This is a genomic window from Enterococcus sp. DIV1537a (assembly GCF_051712085.1).
GTDB classification, from domain to species: Bacteria; Bacillota; Bacilli; order Lactobacillales; family Enterococcaceae; genus Enterococcus; species Enterococcus faecalis.
This window is the reverse complement of record NZ_JBIOOE010000001.1, coordinates 412,198-429,625: the sequence shown is the minus strand read 5'-3', so window position 1 is coordinate 429,625 and position 17,428 is coordinate 412,198. Positions and strand designations below refer to the sequence as shown.

Annotated in this window: 19 protein-coding genes; 7 read left to right on the top strand and 12 right to left on the bottom strand. The window is 36.8% G+C overall.

Annotated elements, in window-relative coordinates; translation table 11 throughout:
• Nucleotide 1 precedes the first annotated feature (1 nt).
• Nucleotides 2-286 (bottom strand): hypothetical protein, encoded by a 285-nt coding sequence (locus IGJ41_RS02260; RefSeq protein ID WP_002366136.1) that lies wholly within the window; start codon nucleotides 284-286, stop codon nucleotides 2-4.
• A gap of 115 nt (nucleotides 287-401) precedes the next feature.
• On the opposite strand from IGJ41_RS02260, the gene IGJ41_RS02255 reads away from it, so the two are divergent.
• The gene (locus tag IGJ41_RS02255; RefSeq protein ID WP_162783041.1) at nucleotides 402-737 is read left to right on the top strand and encodes a hypothetical protein; all 336 of its coding nucleotides are present in this window, start codon (nucleotides 402-404) and stop codon (nucleotides 735-737) included.
• Between the two features lie 182 nt (nucleotides 738-919).
• Nucleotides 920-1,774 (top strand): M48 family metallopeptidase, encoded by an 855-nt coding sequence (locus IGJ41_RS02250; RefSeq protein WP_029645075.1) that lies wholly within the window; start codon nucleotides 920-922, stop codon nucleotides 1,772-1,774.
• A 70-nt stretch (nucleotides 1,775-1,844) separates the two neighbouring features.
• Here the strand turns inward: IGJ41_RS02250 and IGJ41_RS02245 are convergent, their stop codons facing one another.
• Together IGJ41_RS02245 and IGJ41_RS02240 are read right to left on the bottom strand one after the other, a co-directional pair.
• Nucleotides 1,845-2,858, bottom strand: a complete 1,014-nt coding sequence (locus IGJ41_RS02245) for a lipoate--protein ligase (RefSeq protein ID WP_438713799.1) — start codon at nucleotides 2,856-2,858, stop codon at nucleotides 1,845-1,847.
• Nucleotides 2,859-3,045: 187 nt separating this feature from the next.
• Nucleotides 3,046-3,663 (bottom strand): nitroreductase family protein, encoded by a 618-nt coding sequence (locus tag IGJ41_RS02240; RefSeq protein WP_010774438.1) that lies wholly within the window; start codon nucleotides 3,661-3,663, stop codon nucleotides 3,046-3,048.
• A gap of 111 nt (nucleotides 3,664-3,774) precedes the next feature.
• On the opposite strand from IGJ41_RS02240, the gene IGJ41_RS02235 reads away from it, so the two are divergent.
• Entirely contained in the window at nucleotides 3,775-4,122 is a 348-nt protein-coding gene (locus IGJ41_RS02235; RefSeq protein WP_002355464.1) for a winged helix-turn-helix transcriptional regulator, read from the top strand.
• A gap of 13 nt (nucleotides 4,123-4,135) precedes the next feature.
• Here the strand turns inward: IGJ41_RS02235 and IGJ41_RS02230 are convergent, their stop codons facing one another.
• On the bottom strand, nucleotides 4,136-5,095 hold the full coding sequence (locus IGJ41_RS02230; RefSeq protein WP_010774437.1) for a GDP-mannose 4,6-dehydratase: 960 nt from the start codon (nucleotides 5,093-5,095) through the stop codon (nucleotides 4,136-4,138).
• A 21-nt stretch (nucleotides 5,096-5,116) separates the two neighbouring features.
• On the bottom strand, nucleotides 5,117-6,085 hold the full coding sequence (locus tag IGJ41_RS02225) for a TDT family transporter (protein WP_002355462.1): 969 nt from the start codon (nucleotides 6,083-6,085) through the stop codon (nucleotides 5,117-5,119).
• A gap of 141 nt (nucleotides 6,086-6,226) precedes the next feature.
• On the opposite strand from IGJ41_RS02225, the gene IGJ41_RS02220 reads away from it, so the two are divergent.
• Nucleotides 6,227-7,054 (top strand): LysR family transcriptional regulator, encoded by an 828-nt coding sequence (locus IGJ41_RS02220; RefSeq protein ID WP_002355461.1) that lies wholly within the window; start codon nucleotides 6,227-6,229, stop codon nucleotides 7,052-7,054.
• Between the two features lie 46 nt (nucleotides 7,055-7,100).
• Here IGJ41_RS02220 and IGJ41_RS02215 read toward each other — a convergent pair whose 3' ends face one another.
• Both IGJ41_RS02215 and IGJ41_RS02210 read right to left on the bottom strand, forming a co-directional pair.
• On the bottom strand, nucleotides 7,101-7,511 hold the full coding sequence (locus IGJ41_RS02215) for a DUF4809 family protein (protein ID WP_002361221.1): 411 nt from the start codon (nucleotides 7,509-7,511) through the stop codon (nucleotides 7,101-7,103).
• Between the two features lie 15 nt (nucleotides 7,512-7,526).
• Nucleotides 7,527-7,889 carry a DUF4809 family protein gene (locus IGJ41_RS02210; protein WP_104855931.1) on the bottom strand — a complete coding sequence of 121 codons (363 nt, stop codon included), beginning with the start codon at nucleotides 7,887-7,889 and terminating at the stop codon, nucleotides 7,527-7,529.
• Nucleotides 7,890-8,056: 167 nt separating this feature from the next.
• Here IGJ41_RS02210 and IGJ41_RS02205 point away from each other — a divergent pair, with 167 nt between their 5' ends.
• The 3 genes from IGJ41_RS02205 (at nucleotide 8,057) to IGJ41_RS02195 (ending at nucleotide 10,248) form a co-directional block, all read left to right on the top strand.
• Nucleotides 8,057-9,010 carry an L-lactate dehydrogenase gene (locus tag IGJ41_RS02205; RefSeq protein ID WP_002358635.1) on the top strand — a complete coding sequence of 318 codons (954 nt, stop codon included), beginning with the start codon at nucleotides 8,057-8,059 and terminating at the stop codon, nucleotides 9,008-9,010.
• 131 nt (nucleotides 9,011-9,141) lie between these two features.
• Entirely contained in the window at nucleotides 9,142-9,648 is a 507-nt protein-coding gene (locus tag IGJ41_RS02200) for a phosphatidylglycerophosphatase A family protein (protein WP_010710809.1), read from the top strand.
• 150 nt (nucleotides 9,649-9,798) lie between these two features.
• Nucleotides 9,799-10,248, top strand: a complete 450-nt coding sequence (locus IGJ41_RS02195) for a YehR family lipoprotein (RefSeq protein ID WP_002355456.1) — start codon at nucleotides 9,799-9,801, stop codon at nucleotides 10,246-10,248.
• Between the two features lie 122 nt (nucleotides 10,249-10,370).
• Here the strand turns inward: IGJ41_RS02195 and tnpA are convergent, their stop codons facing one another.
• From tnpA to tdc, 5 genes are all read right to left on the bottom strand, one after another.
• Nucleotides 10,371-10,826, bottom strand: coding sequence for an IS200/IS605 family transposase (tnpA, locus tag IGJ41_RS02190; RefSeq protein ID WP_002411089.1), 456 nt, complete (start codon nucleotides 10,824-10,826; stop codon nucleotides 10,371-10,373).
• A gap of 207 nt (nucleotides 10,827-11,033) precedes the next feature.
• On the bottom strand, nucleotides 11,034-11,951 hold the full coding sequence (locus IGJ41_RS02185; RefSeq protein WP_010827145.1) for a hypothetical protein: 918 nt from the start codon (nucleotides 11,949-11,951) through the stop codon (nucleotides 11,034-11,036).
• Nucleotides 11,952-12,307: 356 nt separating this feature from the next.
• Nucleotides 12,308-13,714 (bottom strand): Na+/H+ antiporter NhaC, encoded by a 1,407-nt coding sequence (nhaC, locus tag IGJ41_RS02180; RefSeq protein ID WP_002363118.1) that lies wholly within the window; start codon nucleotides 13,712-13,714, stop codon nucleotides 12,308-12,310.
• A 124-nt stretch (nucleotides 13,715-13,838) separates the two neighbouring features.
• On the bottom strand, nucleotides 13,839-15,257 hold the full coding sequence (gene tyrP, locus IGJ41_RS02175; RefSeq protein ID WP_002355453.1) for a tyrosine-tyramine antiporter: 1,419 nt from the start codon (nucleotides 15,255-15,257) through the stop codon (nucleotides 13,839-13,841).
• A 202-nt stretch (nucleotides 15,258-15,459) separates the two neighbouring features.
• A complete protein-coding gene (tdc, locus tag IGJ41_RS02170; RefSeq protein WP_002355450.1) occupies nucleotides 15,460-17,322 on the bottom strand; it encodes a tyrosine decarboxylase in 1,863 nt (620 codons plus the stop codon).
• Nucleotides 17,323-17,428 lie beyond the last annotated feature (106 nt).

The following is a 17,428-nucleotide window of genomic DNA, read 5'->3' as shown; positions in this document are numbered from 1 at the left end:
TTCACCTCATTACTTTACAAAATTGAGTTAAATAAGGCACAATCCCTGTCCCGTAATCAACAAAACGATAAAAGGTCTCCTGCCAAGCAAAAGAAATTTCCTGAATATCCTCCTGCTGTGTCAAGTGCCACTCCGTTATCTGATGGTACGGAATTTCTTGATGCCAAATCTTATAGTATTTTTTGGGACTATTTAACTGCAGACTTTTGGCCGTCGTAGTCACCGAGACAAAATAGTAATCCATACCAAGTCTATCGCTTATCTCCACTATAACATTCATTTTCATGCCCTCCAATATTTTGATACACCTAGCTTACCTTATGAAACGCGTACCAGAGCAAGAGGAAAAATAAAAAAAAGTGAGACCATGTTATACTAGATGTATCATATAAAAGCAAAGGATGAGTGCAATGGAAACTGTTACGGTAGCAACAAAAAGCGACTTACTAACGAATTTGAACAAGCAAACGGATGAAATCATTATCTCGGGGGCACTTGCACAAGAAATTTACCACTTAAAAAAACAACAATTAACCGAAACGGAAGAAATGGGCTTTTTAGTGGGCAGCCAAGGTACTGGCTCATTTTTAACCTATTTAATCGAGAAGTTATCCTATATAAATTCGGAGCTATCGCCAGAAGAACAAAAAATTGAACATGCGATTTTGCGTTTGTATGTTATTAAAAAATTGACTCCAGAAACTACTTTATTACGTCTAAAACAGTTAGATTATTAAAATTTTATTTAATCAAGATAGACCAATTCCCCGCGTACAACGAGTCCCTTTCATTAATCACTTGATATAATTACCTTTATTCAAGTTCCCACCATTGTCATTATCGATTAACCAATGGTATATTAGAAGTAACAGATAAGTCATTTTATTTGAAAAAGTGTTTGGGAAATGTTTGGGGAGGAATGTTTATGTGTCAACCGCAGGAAAAAAAGAAAGAAATTTCTGTTGCTAAGTTACGTTATCGTTTTGAATTACCAATGATTATCATTGGTTTTGTTTTATTGTTTTTAGCATTGGGGTTAGTTGCTTTATTGATATTGAGTGATTTGCCGATTCCTGACTGGTTATTAATTGTCTTAATTGCACCAATTGCGCCAGTCATTGCTTTTTTTACCATTCGTTATATGTACATGGATACTGCTTCTAACGGAGTGGAAATTACAGAAAATCAGTTACCAGAAATTTATTCTTTGTATATTGATTTGGCAAAAGAAATGGGCTTTGGCACTAAAAAATTAAGGATGCCACGTCTTTATTTAATCAACGGGAATGGTGTCTTAAACGCTTTTGCGGCAAAATGCTCTTTACACAGACGCTATGTTGTCATTCACAGTGATTTGTTGGATATCGCGTACAATACAGGCGATTTTTCGCTGATTCGCTTTATTTTGGCACACGAGCTAGGACACCATAAATGTGGACACACTAATTTATGGCGGCTAATGTTATCCATTATTTTGAAACCAGTTGCGTTAGATAAAAGTTTTACAAGAACGCAAGAATATACCGCTGATCGCGCAGGTTTATACTACGCCGAAGAAGGTGCTTTAAGTATGATTTATTTATTTTCAGGAAAATACATGGGCAGTCGTGTGGATTTAGAAGAATACTTTCACAGTATTGATTTACATGATAATACCATCTGGCTTAAATTGAGTAACTTCTTATCCGATCATCCTGTTGGCTTCCGTCGAATGCAAACATTGAAAAAAGCCAAAGATACTGGCAATTGGGACGTTCATGGGAAATTTTTCTAGCAAGAGCCAACCATCATTAAATAAACGTGCTGGGACAAAAGATTCTTTAACTTTTGTCCCAGCACGTTTATTAATCCACCAATAAATGAACAAATTCTTCTTTGGTGATATTTACAAAGTAGTCTTCAAAGTTAAACGCTGCTAATGCTTGCCAAATTGATGAATACTGATAGTCCACACCTAATAAAGCTGTAACGATTTCCGTTGTTTCTTTTTTGGCAAAATAATCACCATAAATCGTTAACTCAATTATTTTACCTTTTTCAACAGTCAAACGTGCATCCACAATGCCGCCTTTAAACTTTTCTTCTTTTTTGATCGTAAATTTAGGCGCTTCACCAAAAATCCAAGCTTCATTGCCATACACTTCAGCGACCAATTTTCTAATTTCCTGTTGATCTGCTTTGGTTAGGACATATTCTTTCTCCGCAATTTCAGTTAGAGATTCGACATCAAAGAGCTCCATCAGTAAACGATTGCGAAATTTCTCAATGGTTAATTGTTGATATTTTTCGTCTAAGTACGGCCGTAAATTGGTTACGCGTCCCCGAACAGATTTTGTCCCTTTTGATTCAATTTTTTTCTTAGAAACAGTTAAAACACGTTGAACTTCTGCCAAATCAACATCATACATCAAGGTACCATGAGTATACATCTTCCCCTTTTTTGTATACATGGCATTGCCAGAAAATTTTTTCCCTTCAATTAATAAATCATTGCGACCGCTAATCTCGGCCCCCGTTGCGCCCATTTTATGTAATGCTTCAATAATTGGTTTAGTGAACGCTTTAAAATCCCCAAAAGCTTGATGTCCTTCCTGAACAACAAAACTAAAGCTGACATTCCCGAGATCATCATAAACAGCACCACCGCCCGATAAACGGCGAGTAATAACGATTCCCTTCTCTCTAGCATAAGCTAAGTCAATTTCTTCATAAGCATTTTGATTTCGGCCTAAAATAACACAGGGTTCCTGAATATAGAACAACACTAAGGGCTCTTCAAAAGAGAGAGTGTTTAATAGATAATCTTCCGTTGCTAAATTTTCACGAATATCTCGTGACTGCATTATGACATAACGCATAAGGTCGCCCCACTTCTTTTTCTTCTAGTGTATCACTTTCTTTCAAAATTGGTTCACTAAACGTCTTCTCTGGCCATTCTCAAAAGCGGATGATCAACAAAAAAACGAACGTGGGACAACAATCACTTTGGATGTTTGTTCCACGCTCAAAATCTAATAAACAGCAATTACAGAACTGTTTAGCTTTTTAGTCTAACCAAGTTACTACTTCTGAAACATCTCGTCGGACTGTTTCAAAGCCGGGTGTTTGAGCTTTGCCAATCGGAATAATCAGTCCGTTCACTAAATGATCCTCAATATTAAATAACTTGCGAACCGCTTCTGTTTCAAAACCAGACATCGCCACAGTATCATAGCCTCGATCTTTTGCAGAAAGCATCAGCTGCATTGCAACTAAGCCTTGGTCTAACATTAGCCACTCTCTTTTTTGTTCTTCACTAACATCATAGTACCAAGAAACATTTTCATTAATTCCTTGACGAATTTCTTCCGTCATCGTTCCTTGTGCGACAGCTTTAGCACTGATTTCATCTGCATTGGCCACTGTATAAGCAGTCAAATCACCTAATAAAATAATCACCGCCGCTGCCCCTTTAACTGCTGGTTGTTGCATCGAAACTTCGTAAAGGATCTCTTTTTGTTCTTTTTCTGTGACAATTAAAAAACGCCATGAATTTAAATTGGTACTATTTGGCGCGAACATTGCTTCCTCAATTATGGCCATTAATTCCTCTTTAGGAATCTCAACATCTGGCATAAAATCCCGAACTGAGCGGCGGCTGCGAACAACATCTTGATACATCATATTTCTTCTTCCTTCCTCTTGCCTTACTTGACATAGTTATTATTACTCACTATGATGGAGAAAAAAAGTACGCACTTTTTATTCACCTAGGAAGAAAAAAGTAACCATTACGTGTCACAAGGAGAAACTATGACAACTGATAAACAAACCAGTATCAACTTAGCTCTTTCCACCATTAACGGCAAATGGAAATTATCATTAATGGATGAATTATTCCAAGGAACCAAGCGCAACGGTGAATTGATGCGTGCGCTCGACGGAATCACTCAACGCGTCCTGACAGATCGCTTGAGAGAAATGGAAAAAGATGGCCTAGTCCATCGAGAATCCTTTAACGAACTGCCCCCGCGTGTGGAATATACGCTCACTCCGGAGGGATATGCTCTTTACGATGCCCTCTCTTCACTTTGCCATTGGGGCGAAACATTTGCACAAAAAAAGGCGAGACTTAACAAATAAGTCTCGTCTTTTTTTATCTATTTTGGGTATTATGGGTAAACTTAAAATATTTTTGAAGTCCTTCTCGAATTGAATAAACGGGCGAAAAACCTAAGCCTTTCAAAGCAGAACTATCTGAAAGAGAATATTTTATATCGCCATCTCGTTCCTTTTGATAAGAAACTGGCAAAGAAAGTCCCACTAATTGGTTCATTTCTTCAATTAATTGATTAAGGGAAATGGCAACTTCGGTACCCACATTATAAACATGTCCCAACGCTTCACTTTTGGTTGCTACTAAATTTAATGCAGTTAGGACATCCTCAATGTAGATAAAGTCACGTGTTTGCTGACCATCTCCAAATATTTGAAATTGGCTCGCTTGCCCTTGTTCTAACTGGATATAACGATCCATCAAAATGGACAGGACACCAGAATAGGGTGAAGCAGGATTTTGATTGGGACCATAGACGTTAAAGAAGCGAACTGCGCTCGTGGGTACCCCGTGTAAATGGTATTCATTGAGAACATAACGTTCAGCAGCAAACTTATCAATAGCATAGGGACTCAAAGGGCAAATCACCGAAGTTTCTCTTTTAGGCAACGTTGGCTCTGCACCGTAAACGGCTGCCGACGAAGCAAAAACAAAACGTTTGAGCTCTTTTTGATATTTTTTTATTGATTCCAATATTTTCAATACACTTAAAAAATTGACCTCATGTGTCTCTAGAGGCTGTGCCACAGAACTTGCCACGCTTGCCACGGCCGCAAGATGAAAGATATACTCAAACGAATGCTTTGAAAGTACTTCGTCCAATAATTGCTGATCCGTCACACTTCCTTTAATAAAAACCAACTGCTCAGTTTGTTGCAAATTTGACACTCGCCCCATGGACAAATCATCAATCACAAAAACTTGATACTGTTGACTATAAAAATTAGCCAAATTAGAACCAATAAAGCCAGCTCCTCCAGTAATTAATAGTTTCTTCACCTCTTTGCTTCCTCTCTTTTTTTAATTTAATTCCACTTTTTTCGTGTTATTTTCTCTTTGGAATAAAAAAATGCAATATCGAATGAACACATAACTTACAATAGCCACAGCTAATAAGAGTTCAAAAGTAGACAAAATATTTAACAGACTCGTTAGGCCTACCTTTTCTGCAAATAAAGGTTTAACTTTGACTAATGCTGTCGCAGAAATTACTAATGGGAATGTAAAGGCAGCATAACTTGGATAGAATGTCACTTGCATAATTTTATATAGATTCACTACTACAATCCCATAAATACATTGAGACAAAATTAGCAAGAAAACAACTAATGGCATATACAAATGACCACCCATTGAAATATAGCCAGCTAAACATAACGAACCTGGCGCTGTCATAATCGTCAATAAAGGAATGGTCGATTCAGGCATTTCCTTCGACTTCGTAATTCTCTTGATTAAAATTGGTAACAAAAGTAAATAAAAGAACAACGCTACCCAAAAAACAATTTTTCCCAACTCATTGATAAACAATTGAGAAGTATTAGGAATAACGCCAATGCCGACAAACGTAATAAACCAGCTTGGATAAATATGTTCCAGTTCGATTTTTGTTGGAAAAATATGCACCGCTACAAAATAAATCATTAAAATAAAATGTAAAATCACTGCGCCAATCCACAACACGTTAATCCAAGCAGCATTGGTAAATATCCGATCTAAGAAAACACAGATAACCATTAAAGCCATTGTAAATGTTGGTGATACCGAAGCAATAATTGGATCATCTAAGGTGCTTAATGCATGTTTCATTGTAAAAATAATTTTTAAAATAACTAAAATCATTAAGAGACTGCCAAGTACACAATAAATGGTCCCAATTGTTGCATATCCCAAGGAATAAAGTAAATTCCCCAAAGAAACCATCCCTAAAATTAGTCCGCAAATGGGAATCGGGACTTTCCGCAAGAATTTTTTCGCACTTTCTACCATTATGTAGTCACACTCCGTCTTTATTTATTATTATTGATATTAATCAAAAGTATGTTATTATACTAAATGAAATATTTATATTTGTAAAATAAATATTTGCAATAACAACTATTAAGATAGTAAATAGAAAGAGGCGATTTTATGTTCGAATGGATCAAAACATTTATTGCTGTGTATGAAACCAAAAATTTTAGTGCGGCGGCCAAACAATTGTATATTTCTCAGCCAACTGTTTCTTTGCAAATCAAGAAATTAGAGCAACACTTTTCGATCAAGCTGTTCTATCGTAATGGAAAACAATCGGTTATTCCTACCAAAGAAGCTGATTTTTTATATCCAAAAATGCTCTCGATTATTGAAAGCTTAACTACTTCTTTTGCGCAAGCTGCAGAAAAAGAGAATTTTAAAGAAGACTGCATTATAGCCTCTTCAAATACAGTTGCTATTTATTTATTGCCAGATATTATGGAGAGTTTGGTTACCGCTTTTCCACTCATCAACTTTTCGATTCAACTGATGAATTCAAACGAAGTCGTGGATATGGTTCAAAATAATCATGCCCACATTGGACTAATTGAAAAACCCATTGAAACCAAAAATCTACACAAAGAAATTGTTTATGAAGACCAACTAGTTCTAGCAGGTGATGCCGCTTCAAAATTTTGGCTCTTAAGAGAAAAGAACTCTGGCTTACGTTTTTTCAATGAGCTTTATCTCAACGAACACAGCATCAACTTACCAATTATCGAATTAAACAACAACGAAGTCCTGTTACAATTACTAAAAAATAACATTGGGCAATCAATTGTTTCTCGATTATCTATTTCCGATGAGATCCCTTGGCAACCAATTGATCAGTCCTTTGCTTCTCGAAAAATTTTCATTGTCCAGACCGATCACCATGCCAACACTTCCTTCTCTGAAGTTTATAACCGAATCGTTGAAAAAATTCGTGAACGACAAGCCTAAAAAACAGGAAAACGACTTAGCTTTCGCTAAATCGTTTTCCTGTTTTTTATTTATCAGTTTCCTCTACCAATTCAAATTCAAAAGGTTCTAACTCAAATAGTTGGTGTAAAATTTGCTGGGTTTCTTGGAACACTTGTTGTGGCTCTTTAGACAAAAGAGTGCTTTGAATGGTCTGTTTTTTTGATTGAAAAAGAATTCTCGTTTCCTCTTCCTTAAATACAACTTGATGAGTTTCCCTTTCAAACATCGTATATTCTTCGAACATTTCCATAACTAATTTTTGACGAAACCCTTCTTTGAGTGCTAATAAAGTTACTAAATCTGCAACGGTTAGCGTTTCTAACGCAATTGTTTCATCTTCTACATGAACAAGATAATTCGTACACTTCACATTCGGACAGGCATTGCAGCCGCCATTAATCAAGTCTGAGGTAGTTGTTATTTTCACCTGTTTCATCTTAATCCTTCTTTCCTACTTTTCGAGAAAAACACAAGGGGTCTCCTCAAAAATATTCAATAAAATATGATTGACTTCTTGAAAGACTTCTTCGTGATTCCGGCATTGTTTTTCCATTACTAAACGCAGATCATTCACAACAAAAGTCAACGTCGTCGCTTGTTGGGAAACATGTATACAACGGTTGCCTTTAACAAAACATTCTGTTTGTTCTTCAATGAATGGTTCTTTTTGATAGCCATATGCTAAAGCGACACATTCCAGGATTTCGTAGATTTCTATTTTTGGAAGTTCATAGCTACAGCTACCGATAACTAGTTGAAAACGGTTCGGCTGTTTTTCATTATTGCTTGCATAATACACTGTTGTCGTTGTCATTTTGCCTCCTTATCTTCTCTATTTTCCTACTCTTATCATAACAAAAAAAGCACGCTTCCCTTATTTAAATTGTTAATAAAGACTATTACAGATTGGTATAACCACACCTAAAAAGTTCGTGATATAATTCACTAAGAAAGAAATATTACAGAAAGAAGAGATGAACGATGAAAGTATTTAACAAAAAAGTCGCAATTATTGGTACTGGTTTTGTTGGCACAAGTATTGCCTATTCCATGATCAACCAAGGGATTGCGAATGAATTAATCTTAGTTGATATTGACAAAGCCAAATCTGAAGGCGAAGCAATTGACTTATTAGATGGTGTGTCTTGGGGTCAAGAAAATGTAAACGTCTGGGCTGGCGACTATCAAGACTGCCAAGATGCCGATATCGTCGTGATTACAGCTGGCGCTAATCAAAAACCTGGGCAAAGTCGTCTAGATTTGGTTTCAATCAATGCAGAAATTATGAAAACAATTGTTAACAATATCATGAAATCTGGTTTTGATGGAATTTTAGTGATTGCCTCAAATCCTGTCGATGTACTGACTTATGTGGCTTGGCAAGCTTCTGGTTTACCTGTTTCAAGAGTAATTGGAACTGGTACAACTTTGGACACAACTCGTTTCCGCAAAGAACTGTCTCAACGTTTAGCGATTGATCCACGCAATGTTCACGGCTATATTATTGGCGAACACGGGGATTCTGAAGTGGCTGTCTGGTCTCATACCATGATTGGTACCAAACCTATTTTAGAAATTGTGGATACGACAGAACGCTTAACTAGTGACGATTTACCAATCATTTCTGATAAAGTGAAAAATACAGCTTATGAAATTATCGATCGCAAACAAGCGACCTATTATGGGATTGGTATGAGTACTGCACGCATTGTTAAAGCCATTTTAAATAATGAACAAGCTATTTTACCTGTCTCAGCTTACTTAGATGGGCAATATGGGCAACAAGATGTATTTACAGGGATTCCTGCAGTCGTTGGCAATCAAGGTGTGACTGACATTATTGAATTGAATCTGAATGCCGCTGAAAAAGAACTCTTCCAAAAATCAGTGACACAATTAAAACAAGTGATGGCATCGTTACAACCGAACGCTTAGTAATTTTTAACTAAAAATAACACTTCAACTAAATTATTCTCTACCAAAATAGATTCTAATTCCCCTTTATCGTTCTTTTTGGTACCATGAAAGAAGAACTTCAACTAAAGCAGAAATTAGGAGGACAAAAAATGGTAATCCAAGGAGATACGTTAGAAAATAGCGCACGTCGTTTATTGCAAGAACGTGGCGTAACAATGAATGATTTAGCTGAACTTGTGTTATTTTTACAAAAAGATTATATTGATAATTTAACATTAGATACTTGTTTAGAAAGTATTGATGCCGTGTTAACAAAGCGTGAAGTACACAACGCGATTATTACAGGTGTCCAACTGGATATTCTGGCAGAAGAAAACAAGCTACTCTCACCGTTACAAGAAATTTTAACGGAAGATGAAGGGCTTTATGGCATTGATGAAATTATGGCGCTCTCCATTGTAAATGTTTATGGATCTATCGGCTTTACGAACTATGGGTATATCGACAAGGTAAAACCAGGCATTTTAAAAGAGTTAAATGCGCATGATGGCGAACATGTCCACACATTCTTGGATGATATCGTGGGCGCAATTGCGGCTGCGGCTGCCAGTCGGTTGGCTCACTCACAACCAGATTTAAGTGATATTACTAAATAAAAAAACTTGCCTCTTCTCATAAAAATGAAGAGGCAAGTTTTTTTATTTAGTTTTATTTGCTGGACTTCTCACAAGCTTTCTACTTAACAGTAATTATTTGGCGTGTTATGTTACAGTCAAGAATAAACAGCTAAAGGAGGTTATCTAGAAATGAAAAAGTTTTTACGTGTATTTTTAATTTTTATTGGGGTATTCTTTCTTGCAAGTTGCGGTTCAAAAATAGAGACAAAAACCTTTGTAGGTTCGCCACAAGATGGGATTGATTCCACCTTAACCTATACGTACCAAGGAGATAAAGTCTTAACGCAAACGGCTAAAAACATTGTTTCTTATGACAAATTGGGGATTACAAAAGAAGAGGCAAAAACAGCGTTGGAACCCGTTTCTAAACAATATGAGGACATCAAAGGGCTTGATTACAAACTGACCTATGAGGACAAACAAGCCATCGAAAAATTGACGATTAATTATGAAAAACTTGATTATGATAAAGCCAAAAAAGTAGATGGTATCCAGATTGATGGAGATTCTTCTAAGGGAATTAGCATGAAGAAAAGCCAAGAATTGGTGGAATCACAAGGTTATACAGAACAAAAGTAAATATCCACCCGCATAGCGGGTGGCTTTTTAATAGCCCTAGAAGGGCTCGCTACCTGCTGCTCCCTTTAAGGGAGCTTTTTTTAGAGACTGCCAACCGCTACCATTCTATTCTTATCTAGTTGTTACTTCCTAAATGGATCTTTATACTCTCTTTTGTTTATACTATCCCTTACTCGATCTTCTGCTTCTTGTTCTCGTATATACTTAGCTATCGTTTTTTGGTTCAATCCTACAGTGCTCACATAATAGCCTTTTGACCAAAAGGATCGATTTCCATAATTGTATTTTAAATTCGCATGACGTTCATGAATGATTACTGCACTTCTTCCTTTTAAGAAACCCATAAAACCTGATACACTCAACTTCGGCGGAATTCTTACCAACATATGGATATGGTCGGGCATTGCATGCGCTTCAATGATTTCGACTTCTTTCATCTCACACAATTTCCTTAGTATTTTCCCTATATCTCGCCTCAATTGACCATAGATTACTTTTCTTCTATATTTTGGTGTAAACACAAGATGATACTTACAATTCCAACGAGTATGTGCTAAACTTTTATCGTCGTTCGACATTCAAAAACTCCTTTCGATTTGATAACGGTTGGTAGCCTTTATCTATTATATCGAAAGGAGTTTTTATCGCTAAAGCTCTGGCCTCCACGCGCAGTACGCGTGGTTTTTTTGTCGAAATCTCTTTAGAGATTTCGACTGATTAAAGTCATTAATAATAAAAAGAAAGCGTGCGACAATGTCCATTGTCGCACGCTTTCTTTTTATTAATTACATTGATGTTGCCATCTTCACTGCTTGAATTGGGTCAAAATGATGGACAGAGTAAACTACTGTACCGGCTTGCCAAACTACTGAGTTTCGATTATAGTCAGTGGTTCCTGCCACGTTCAGTGTGATTTGACCAACGGTATTCGGTGCTGGCAACGTTTCTTGTTCCAAAATGTTGACAACATTTTTCGCTAAATCATCAGGCGATTCACCATTGATATTTGAGGCCCGTACGACTAAACTCCAATTGCCTTCTTGCCAAGATAAGTAACTAGAACCTGCCGCCCCTTGTTTATACCCAGTAATATTGTAACCTAAATCTACTGGTTGACCGCCATTGTCAATGATTTGGTTCACTGCATTTTTTGCTTCGGCATCAGAGCCATATGTTTTTTTCTCAAAAGAACTAATTGGCGTTAACTGATTGACACGTGCATCATTCACTGGAATCGCTTCTTTTTCTGCATAATATAAAACACGGAAATTGTTTTGATCCGCTTGTGATGTTGTCGCTGCAGTTAAAAAGTTATTCGTTTGACTCGTTAAAATTGCCTGCGGTAAGCCTTGACCAGGAAACATGTTTGCTAGCTGGTTAAGCACTTGCTTGGCTTGGTCATCTGGATTCGCATTTTTCGCTGGTGATTGTTTTTCTGCTGAGCCATTATTTGTCGCTTCCTTCGTAGAAGAAGCTGTTGCTTTCGAATCAGCTGTCGTTGTTCCTGACGGTTTCGCATCACTAGATTTTGTTGCTGCTTTGCTACTTGATTCTTTTGTAGCAGATGCTTTTGTACTCTCGACTGTGGTACTTTCCGCAGCACTGGAACGACTATCCGTATTTTCTGTACTTTTTCCGCCGCCACATGCTGCTAAAGCAAGGGTTAAAAGAAAAGCACTAGAAATAAGCCCTATCTTTTTCATAAGAATTCCTCCTTGTTTTCCCTACCCTTATTGTACCTTAATCATGTGTATCCGTCACTTGTTTGTGTTTCGTTCTAAGTTGGTTTAAATAACAGAAAGTGGACGGTAGGATTCGAACCTACACCTCAACATTGAGCAAGAATAAACTACTGTTAGTCTCTATGAGTTTAACACCACGTTCATCCACCTATTTGATTGATCCTTTGTATCATAACTTAGAATAATTAAATTGCCTTTAAGGAGCTTCAAAGATTATATGAAGAATTGTAAAAAATCTGTGACGAAAAAACGATTGAACCAATCAGTAGATACACTGAGGTTCAATCGTAACCAATTGTTTAATTATCTGAAAAAACTCACAATTCAACGTTAGTCCCTGGTGCTTTTTTGTTTTCCCCTTGTTGTTTTTTTAAGAATATCCCCAAAATGACGGTGATAATGGGACAAAGCAATGGGAAAAAGGCATATGGTAAGTATTCTAGTGCACCAACTTTTAACGTTCCCATAATGAAGGTACCACTAACTCCCCAAGGAATTAACGAGTTGACTGCCGCCCCAGCATCTGCCAAAGTACGAGTTAAATATTTTTTATCAATACCTAAACGAGTAAATGAGGATTTAAATGTTTCCCCTGGTAAAATAATTGACAAATATTGTTCGCCAACTAGTAAGTTAATTCCCACAGAACTTAAAGCAGTTAAAGCGATTAATTTGGCTGGATTATTCACATAGCCTTTAATTTTATCAATTAAAGTAGCCACGATGTTAAACTTAATCAACAAGCCGCCCAAACCTAATGCCAAAATAATCAACGCAGCAGAACCTAACATGCTTTCAATCCCACCACGAGATAAAAGTGTATCAATACTTTGATCCCCTGTATCTGCCACATAACCACTCATTAAGATAGTAGAAACTTTCGCTAAACTTAGGTGATGATCATTTATAAAAGCTAAGATGACCGCCACTGTAGAGCCGACTAGTAACGTTGGAATAGCCGGTACCTTTTTCCAGGCGAATAAGAATAAAACCGCTACTGGCAACAATGTAATCGGTGAAATCCAGAATCCTTGATGTAACGTTTGGACCATTGCATCAACCGATTGTAAATCCGCTGAACCAGATTGATGCCCCAAAAAGATATAGCCGACAATCGAAATAATAAACGCCGGAATAACAGTGTACATCATGTTTAGTATATGTTCAAAAAGGTTCACGCCACCAATTCCAGCAGCTAAGTTTGTTGTATCAGATAACGGTGAAATGTTGTTCCCTAAAAAGGCACCTGAAACAACTGCGCCAGCTGTCATCGCATTGTCGAATCCAAGAATATGTCCAATACCTAGAAAGGCAATCCCCATAGTTGAAACAGTCGTAAAGGAGCTCCCTACCGTCACACCAACTAGTGCACAGACCACAAAAACGGTTGGTAAGAAGAACTTCACTGAGATAATTTTAAAACCATAGACCATAATTGTTGGAATCGTCCCAGATAAGATCCAAGTAGCAACTAAGACACCTATAAGCAAGAAAATAATAATCGGAATGATCCCTGGTTTAATCCCTTCCACAATGCCCTCGTGGATCTCATCCCAAGAAAATCCTTTCCATTTGCCATAAAGCAACAACAACATGAATACAAAAAGAATCGGTATGTGAGGGGTTAATTTTTGACCAATAATTAAGTACCCGAGAATCGCTAACAAGGCAATCAAAATGCCTAAACTTTCAGCGAACGAAACAGTGGGTTTCGTTGATTTCATATGAAAACCTCCTTTTATGGAAAGCGAAAACTGAAGCAATAATCGAACTTGCTTCAGTTTCCAAACGACAATTTACTATAGTCATCAGGTGAAGAGGCACTCAGCAAAATAATTGCTAGCCTTTTTATTCACCTAAATCTTCTTTTACTTCCGTTGCCCAACTTGCTTTTTTAAAGCGATTAATGATTAACGGAATCACAAACATAACAATAGTGATTAATGCAACTAAGACTGCATCAGTCACGGTTGTTGTACCTAATGTGGCGAAAATAACAATGATAACACTAAAAATTAACATTGCTGCCACTAAATAAGCTAAGCCATTACCTTTTTTACCAATTCGGTAAGGACGTAGTGTATCTGGTTGAGATTTACGTAATTTAATTAGGGAAATCGCAATCAATACATACACAATACTATAAATAATTGTTGTTGCATTTGTTAAAGTTAAGAATACAGCGTTGACATCATCCATTACCCCATAAAGTAAAGCGAATAATGAGATAACTACAGATTGTGTTAACACAACGTTACGAGAAACGCCATATTTATTTTCGCGATGGAAACCAAATTTTGGCGGCAATAAGCCATCACGAGCAACTTGAATAATTGTTTTTGATGGTCCAGTAACCCAAGCAGATAATTGTAATAACACACCTAAGAAGACCATGAAACTAAAGATATTACCAATAATTGTTGGTAAACCTAAAACGTCACAATAAAGCAAAATTGGTTGTGTAATGTTAGACAATTCCATTTTGCCATTTGGAACAATATTAGCAACAAACATTGCATTAATAACGTTTAATAAAACTAAACCAATTAATGAAATGAAAACGCCTTTTGTATAATTTTTTGTTGCATCTTTCAAACGAGGAATATAAACAGAAGACATTTCAATCCCAACAAAGATAAACGCAATCCCTGCTAGATATTTAAATGTGTCCATATTTTCTAAGTTTGGTAAAACTTTTGACCAAGAGAAGGCACCTAAATAGCCGCCAGGTGTTAAGCCTACTTTAATCATTGAAAGAAGACCTAAAACAAACATAACTAATACTGGGATGTAAACACCTAGCCAAACACCAATATTTCCGCCAACTTTCGCCATGTCAAATTTCAAGTTCAAGATTGTAATAATCCAGTAAATCACTAAGATACAACCTAATACGAACCAATGATTTTCACCTAAGTGAACATTACCAAATGTATTACCTAGCAAAGGGCCTAATGTAGAAGCAACCATTACCATTCCTGGGAACATTTGCACCCATAGTAACCAAGCGACAACAAAACCCCATTTGCTACCTAAGGCAGTTTTAACCCAAAGTTGAGGGCCACCTTCTTGAGGAAGCATCGTAGATAATTCACCAGATATCAATGCGATTGGACCAGCAAAGAATAAGACCGCGAAAATTGTGTAAGAAATTAATGTCCAACCAACAGCAGCAAGTGTTGGGATACTACGTACAGTTGCACACAATGCCATTGTTAAACCGATAAAAGTACCTAATTCAATTTTTTTAACTTGTTGTTTATCCAATTTTGTACACTCCTTATAAGATTTTGGATAAGGAGCATGAATGACTGTCATACGCTGAGTAAAACAGTCATTCGACTGCCTCTTACCCAGACAAAGAATTGGTTAAGAGGTTAGCCGTCTGGTTGATTTATCTCTTAAATAAATCAATCAGACGAACGTCCCCTCATTCGGTTACCATTTCTTTTTTCCGTTTAAGATTCAATTATTTTACGTCGTAAATTTGTTCTAATTTTTCTTGTAAAGCAGCTTGAATCTTAGGAGCGTAAACATCAAATTCTTCTTTATCGTTCATGTATGGAGTCATTACAGCAGCACGTAACACAGTTACTTTACCTGCACGGTTCCATTCTTCGTCACTAAATCCTAAGCTGTTTACAAATTTTAATGGGCTGTTGCCATAATCTGGAATAGCAAAGTCAGTATGTGAAGTAATGAATTCGTTGTTGTAAATATTTCCTTTAACGTATGATGCATAGTCATATACATCATGGTTTAATTTGTTCATTGCTACTAAATCATCGTTGCCTTTTTCTTTAAACACATAGTCAACCATGTTGAAGTCTGGATGAGTTAATGTGTGGACTTCGATTTCTTTGTCGCCAACTTTGAATGTTAAATCATTCAAGAAGTTATAGAAATGATGTGAGCCTTCAATTGAAGCACCAATTAATTTACCATAACCTGCAACGTTTAAAGGTAAAACGTGATGTGCAGCCCATACAGAAGCAGCTGTTGCACCAGCTTTTGAACCTTCAAGGATATAAGCACCTAGTAACGCAGGAATATCGGCACCTTTTTCAAATACGTAAGTTGCGAAGTAAGAAATAACGTCGCGCATACGGATATCTTGGATAACGATACCACCAGCTGAATAAGGGATATAACCCATTTTATGAGGGTCAATTGTTACTGATTCTGCTAATTCGATTGCTTTATATGCATCATACACTTCTCTTGAAATGTGTTCTTTTTTCTCTTTGAAGACACCGTATTCTTCGTGAACATCTTGTAAATCTTCGTAAGGGATGAAGTTGTTGTCTTCGTCTAAGAAGATGGCACGTCCATAACCACCATAAGCAGCATCAACGTGTACATAATAGTAAATACCGTCTTTCATTAATTCATCGCGTAAAGCAATAATTTTATCGATTGAGTCAACGGCACCTTCTTCAGTAGAACCAACTACACCGACAACACCTAGCACTGGAATTTGTTCTTCTGCTAAGCCACGAACGATTTTTTCTAATTCGTTGATATCCATACGGTAGTTATGGTCAACTGGTACTGGGATAACTTGATCTAAACCGATACCGATAATATCAGCAGCTTTTAACCAAGAATAGTGTTTAGTTTGTGGGACTAACCATTTACCGATTGCTTGTAAATGTTTACCTGAACGAGCTGAATGAGCTTTGATTTCATCAATTTCATCTTCAGCTGATTCTAATAAGTCCATAATTTCTTTTGTTGGCATGTTCAATAGTTCCCAATCTGATTTGCCAGCAACTAATTCTGGTTTTACTTCTTTCATAGCAAATGGTAATGATTTAATGTTACGGGCATACCATAAGCCTTCTAAGTTAGCTAAAGAACCATCAGCAACGATGTGTCCCCAACCATTTTTGTAGCTCATTAAGTGAGCAAATTCATGTCCTACTTCTTCTTCCATTTGAGAAGTTGCTGGAGAAGATTCATAGGCAACGTTGTTCCCGTTCCATAGCATTGCAAAGTTGTAAGCTAATAGAGAAGGCATTAATGTTTCTGAGTTCATATGTCCCCAATATCTACCTGCTGTATGCCATGGAACTGAATGTGTACGCATGCGAGAAGAGATTTCATTCAATACATCTTTCATATGGTTGACAGTTTTTTCGTAGCTTTCAGATGTGCGTTCTTGAGAAGAGATAACTGGCATGTCTTGTGGCATGTAGTTTTGACGCCATCCTAAATGTTCATCTACTAAGTCGATCAACAAGTCTTTATATAATTGTCCGTTTTCGGCTTTGTCCCCAATGAATAGTGCATTAAGGTTCATTTCGCCTTTTGCTAATTTTTCGTTTTTCATACGAAAATTCCTCCTTACAAATTTTAATGAATTAGATTTTGCATTCACAACTTACACCCAAACGGCTAAAGTGTAAAGAAGAAAAATAACAATGGTTATCATAGCT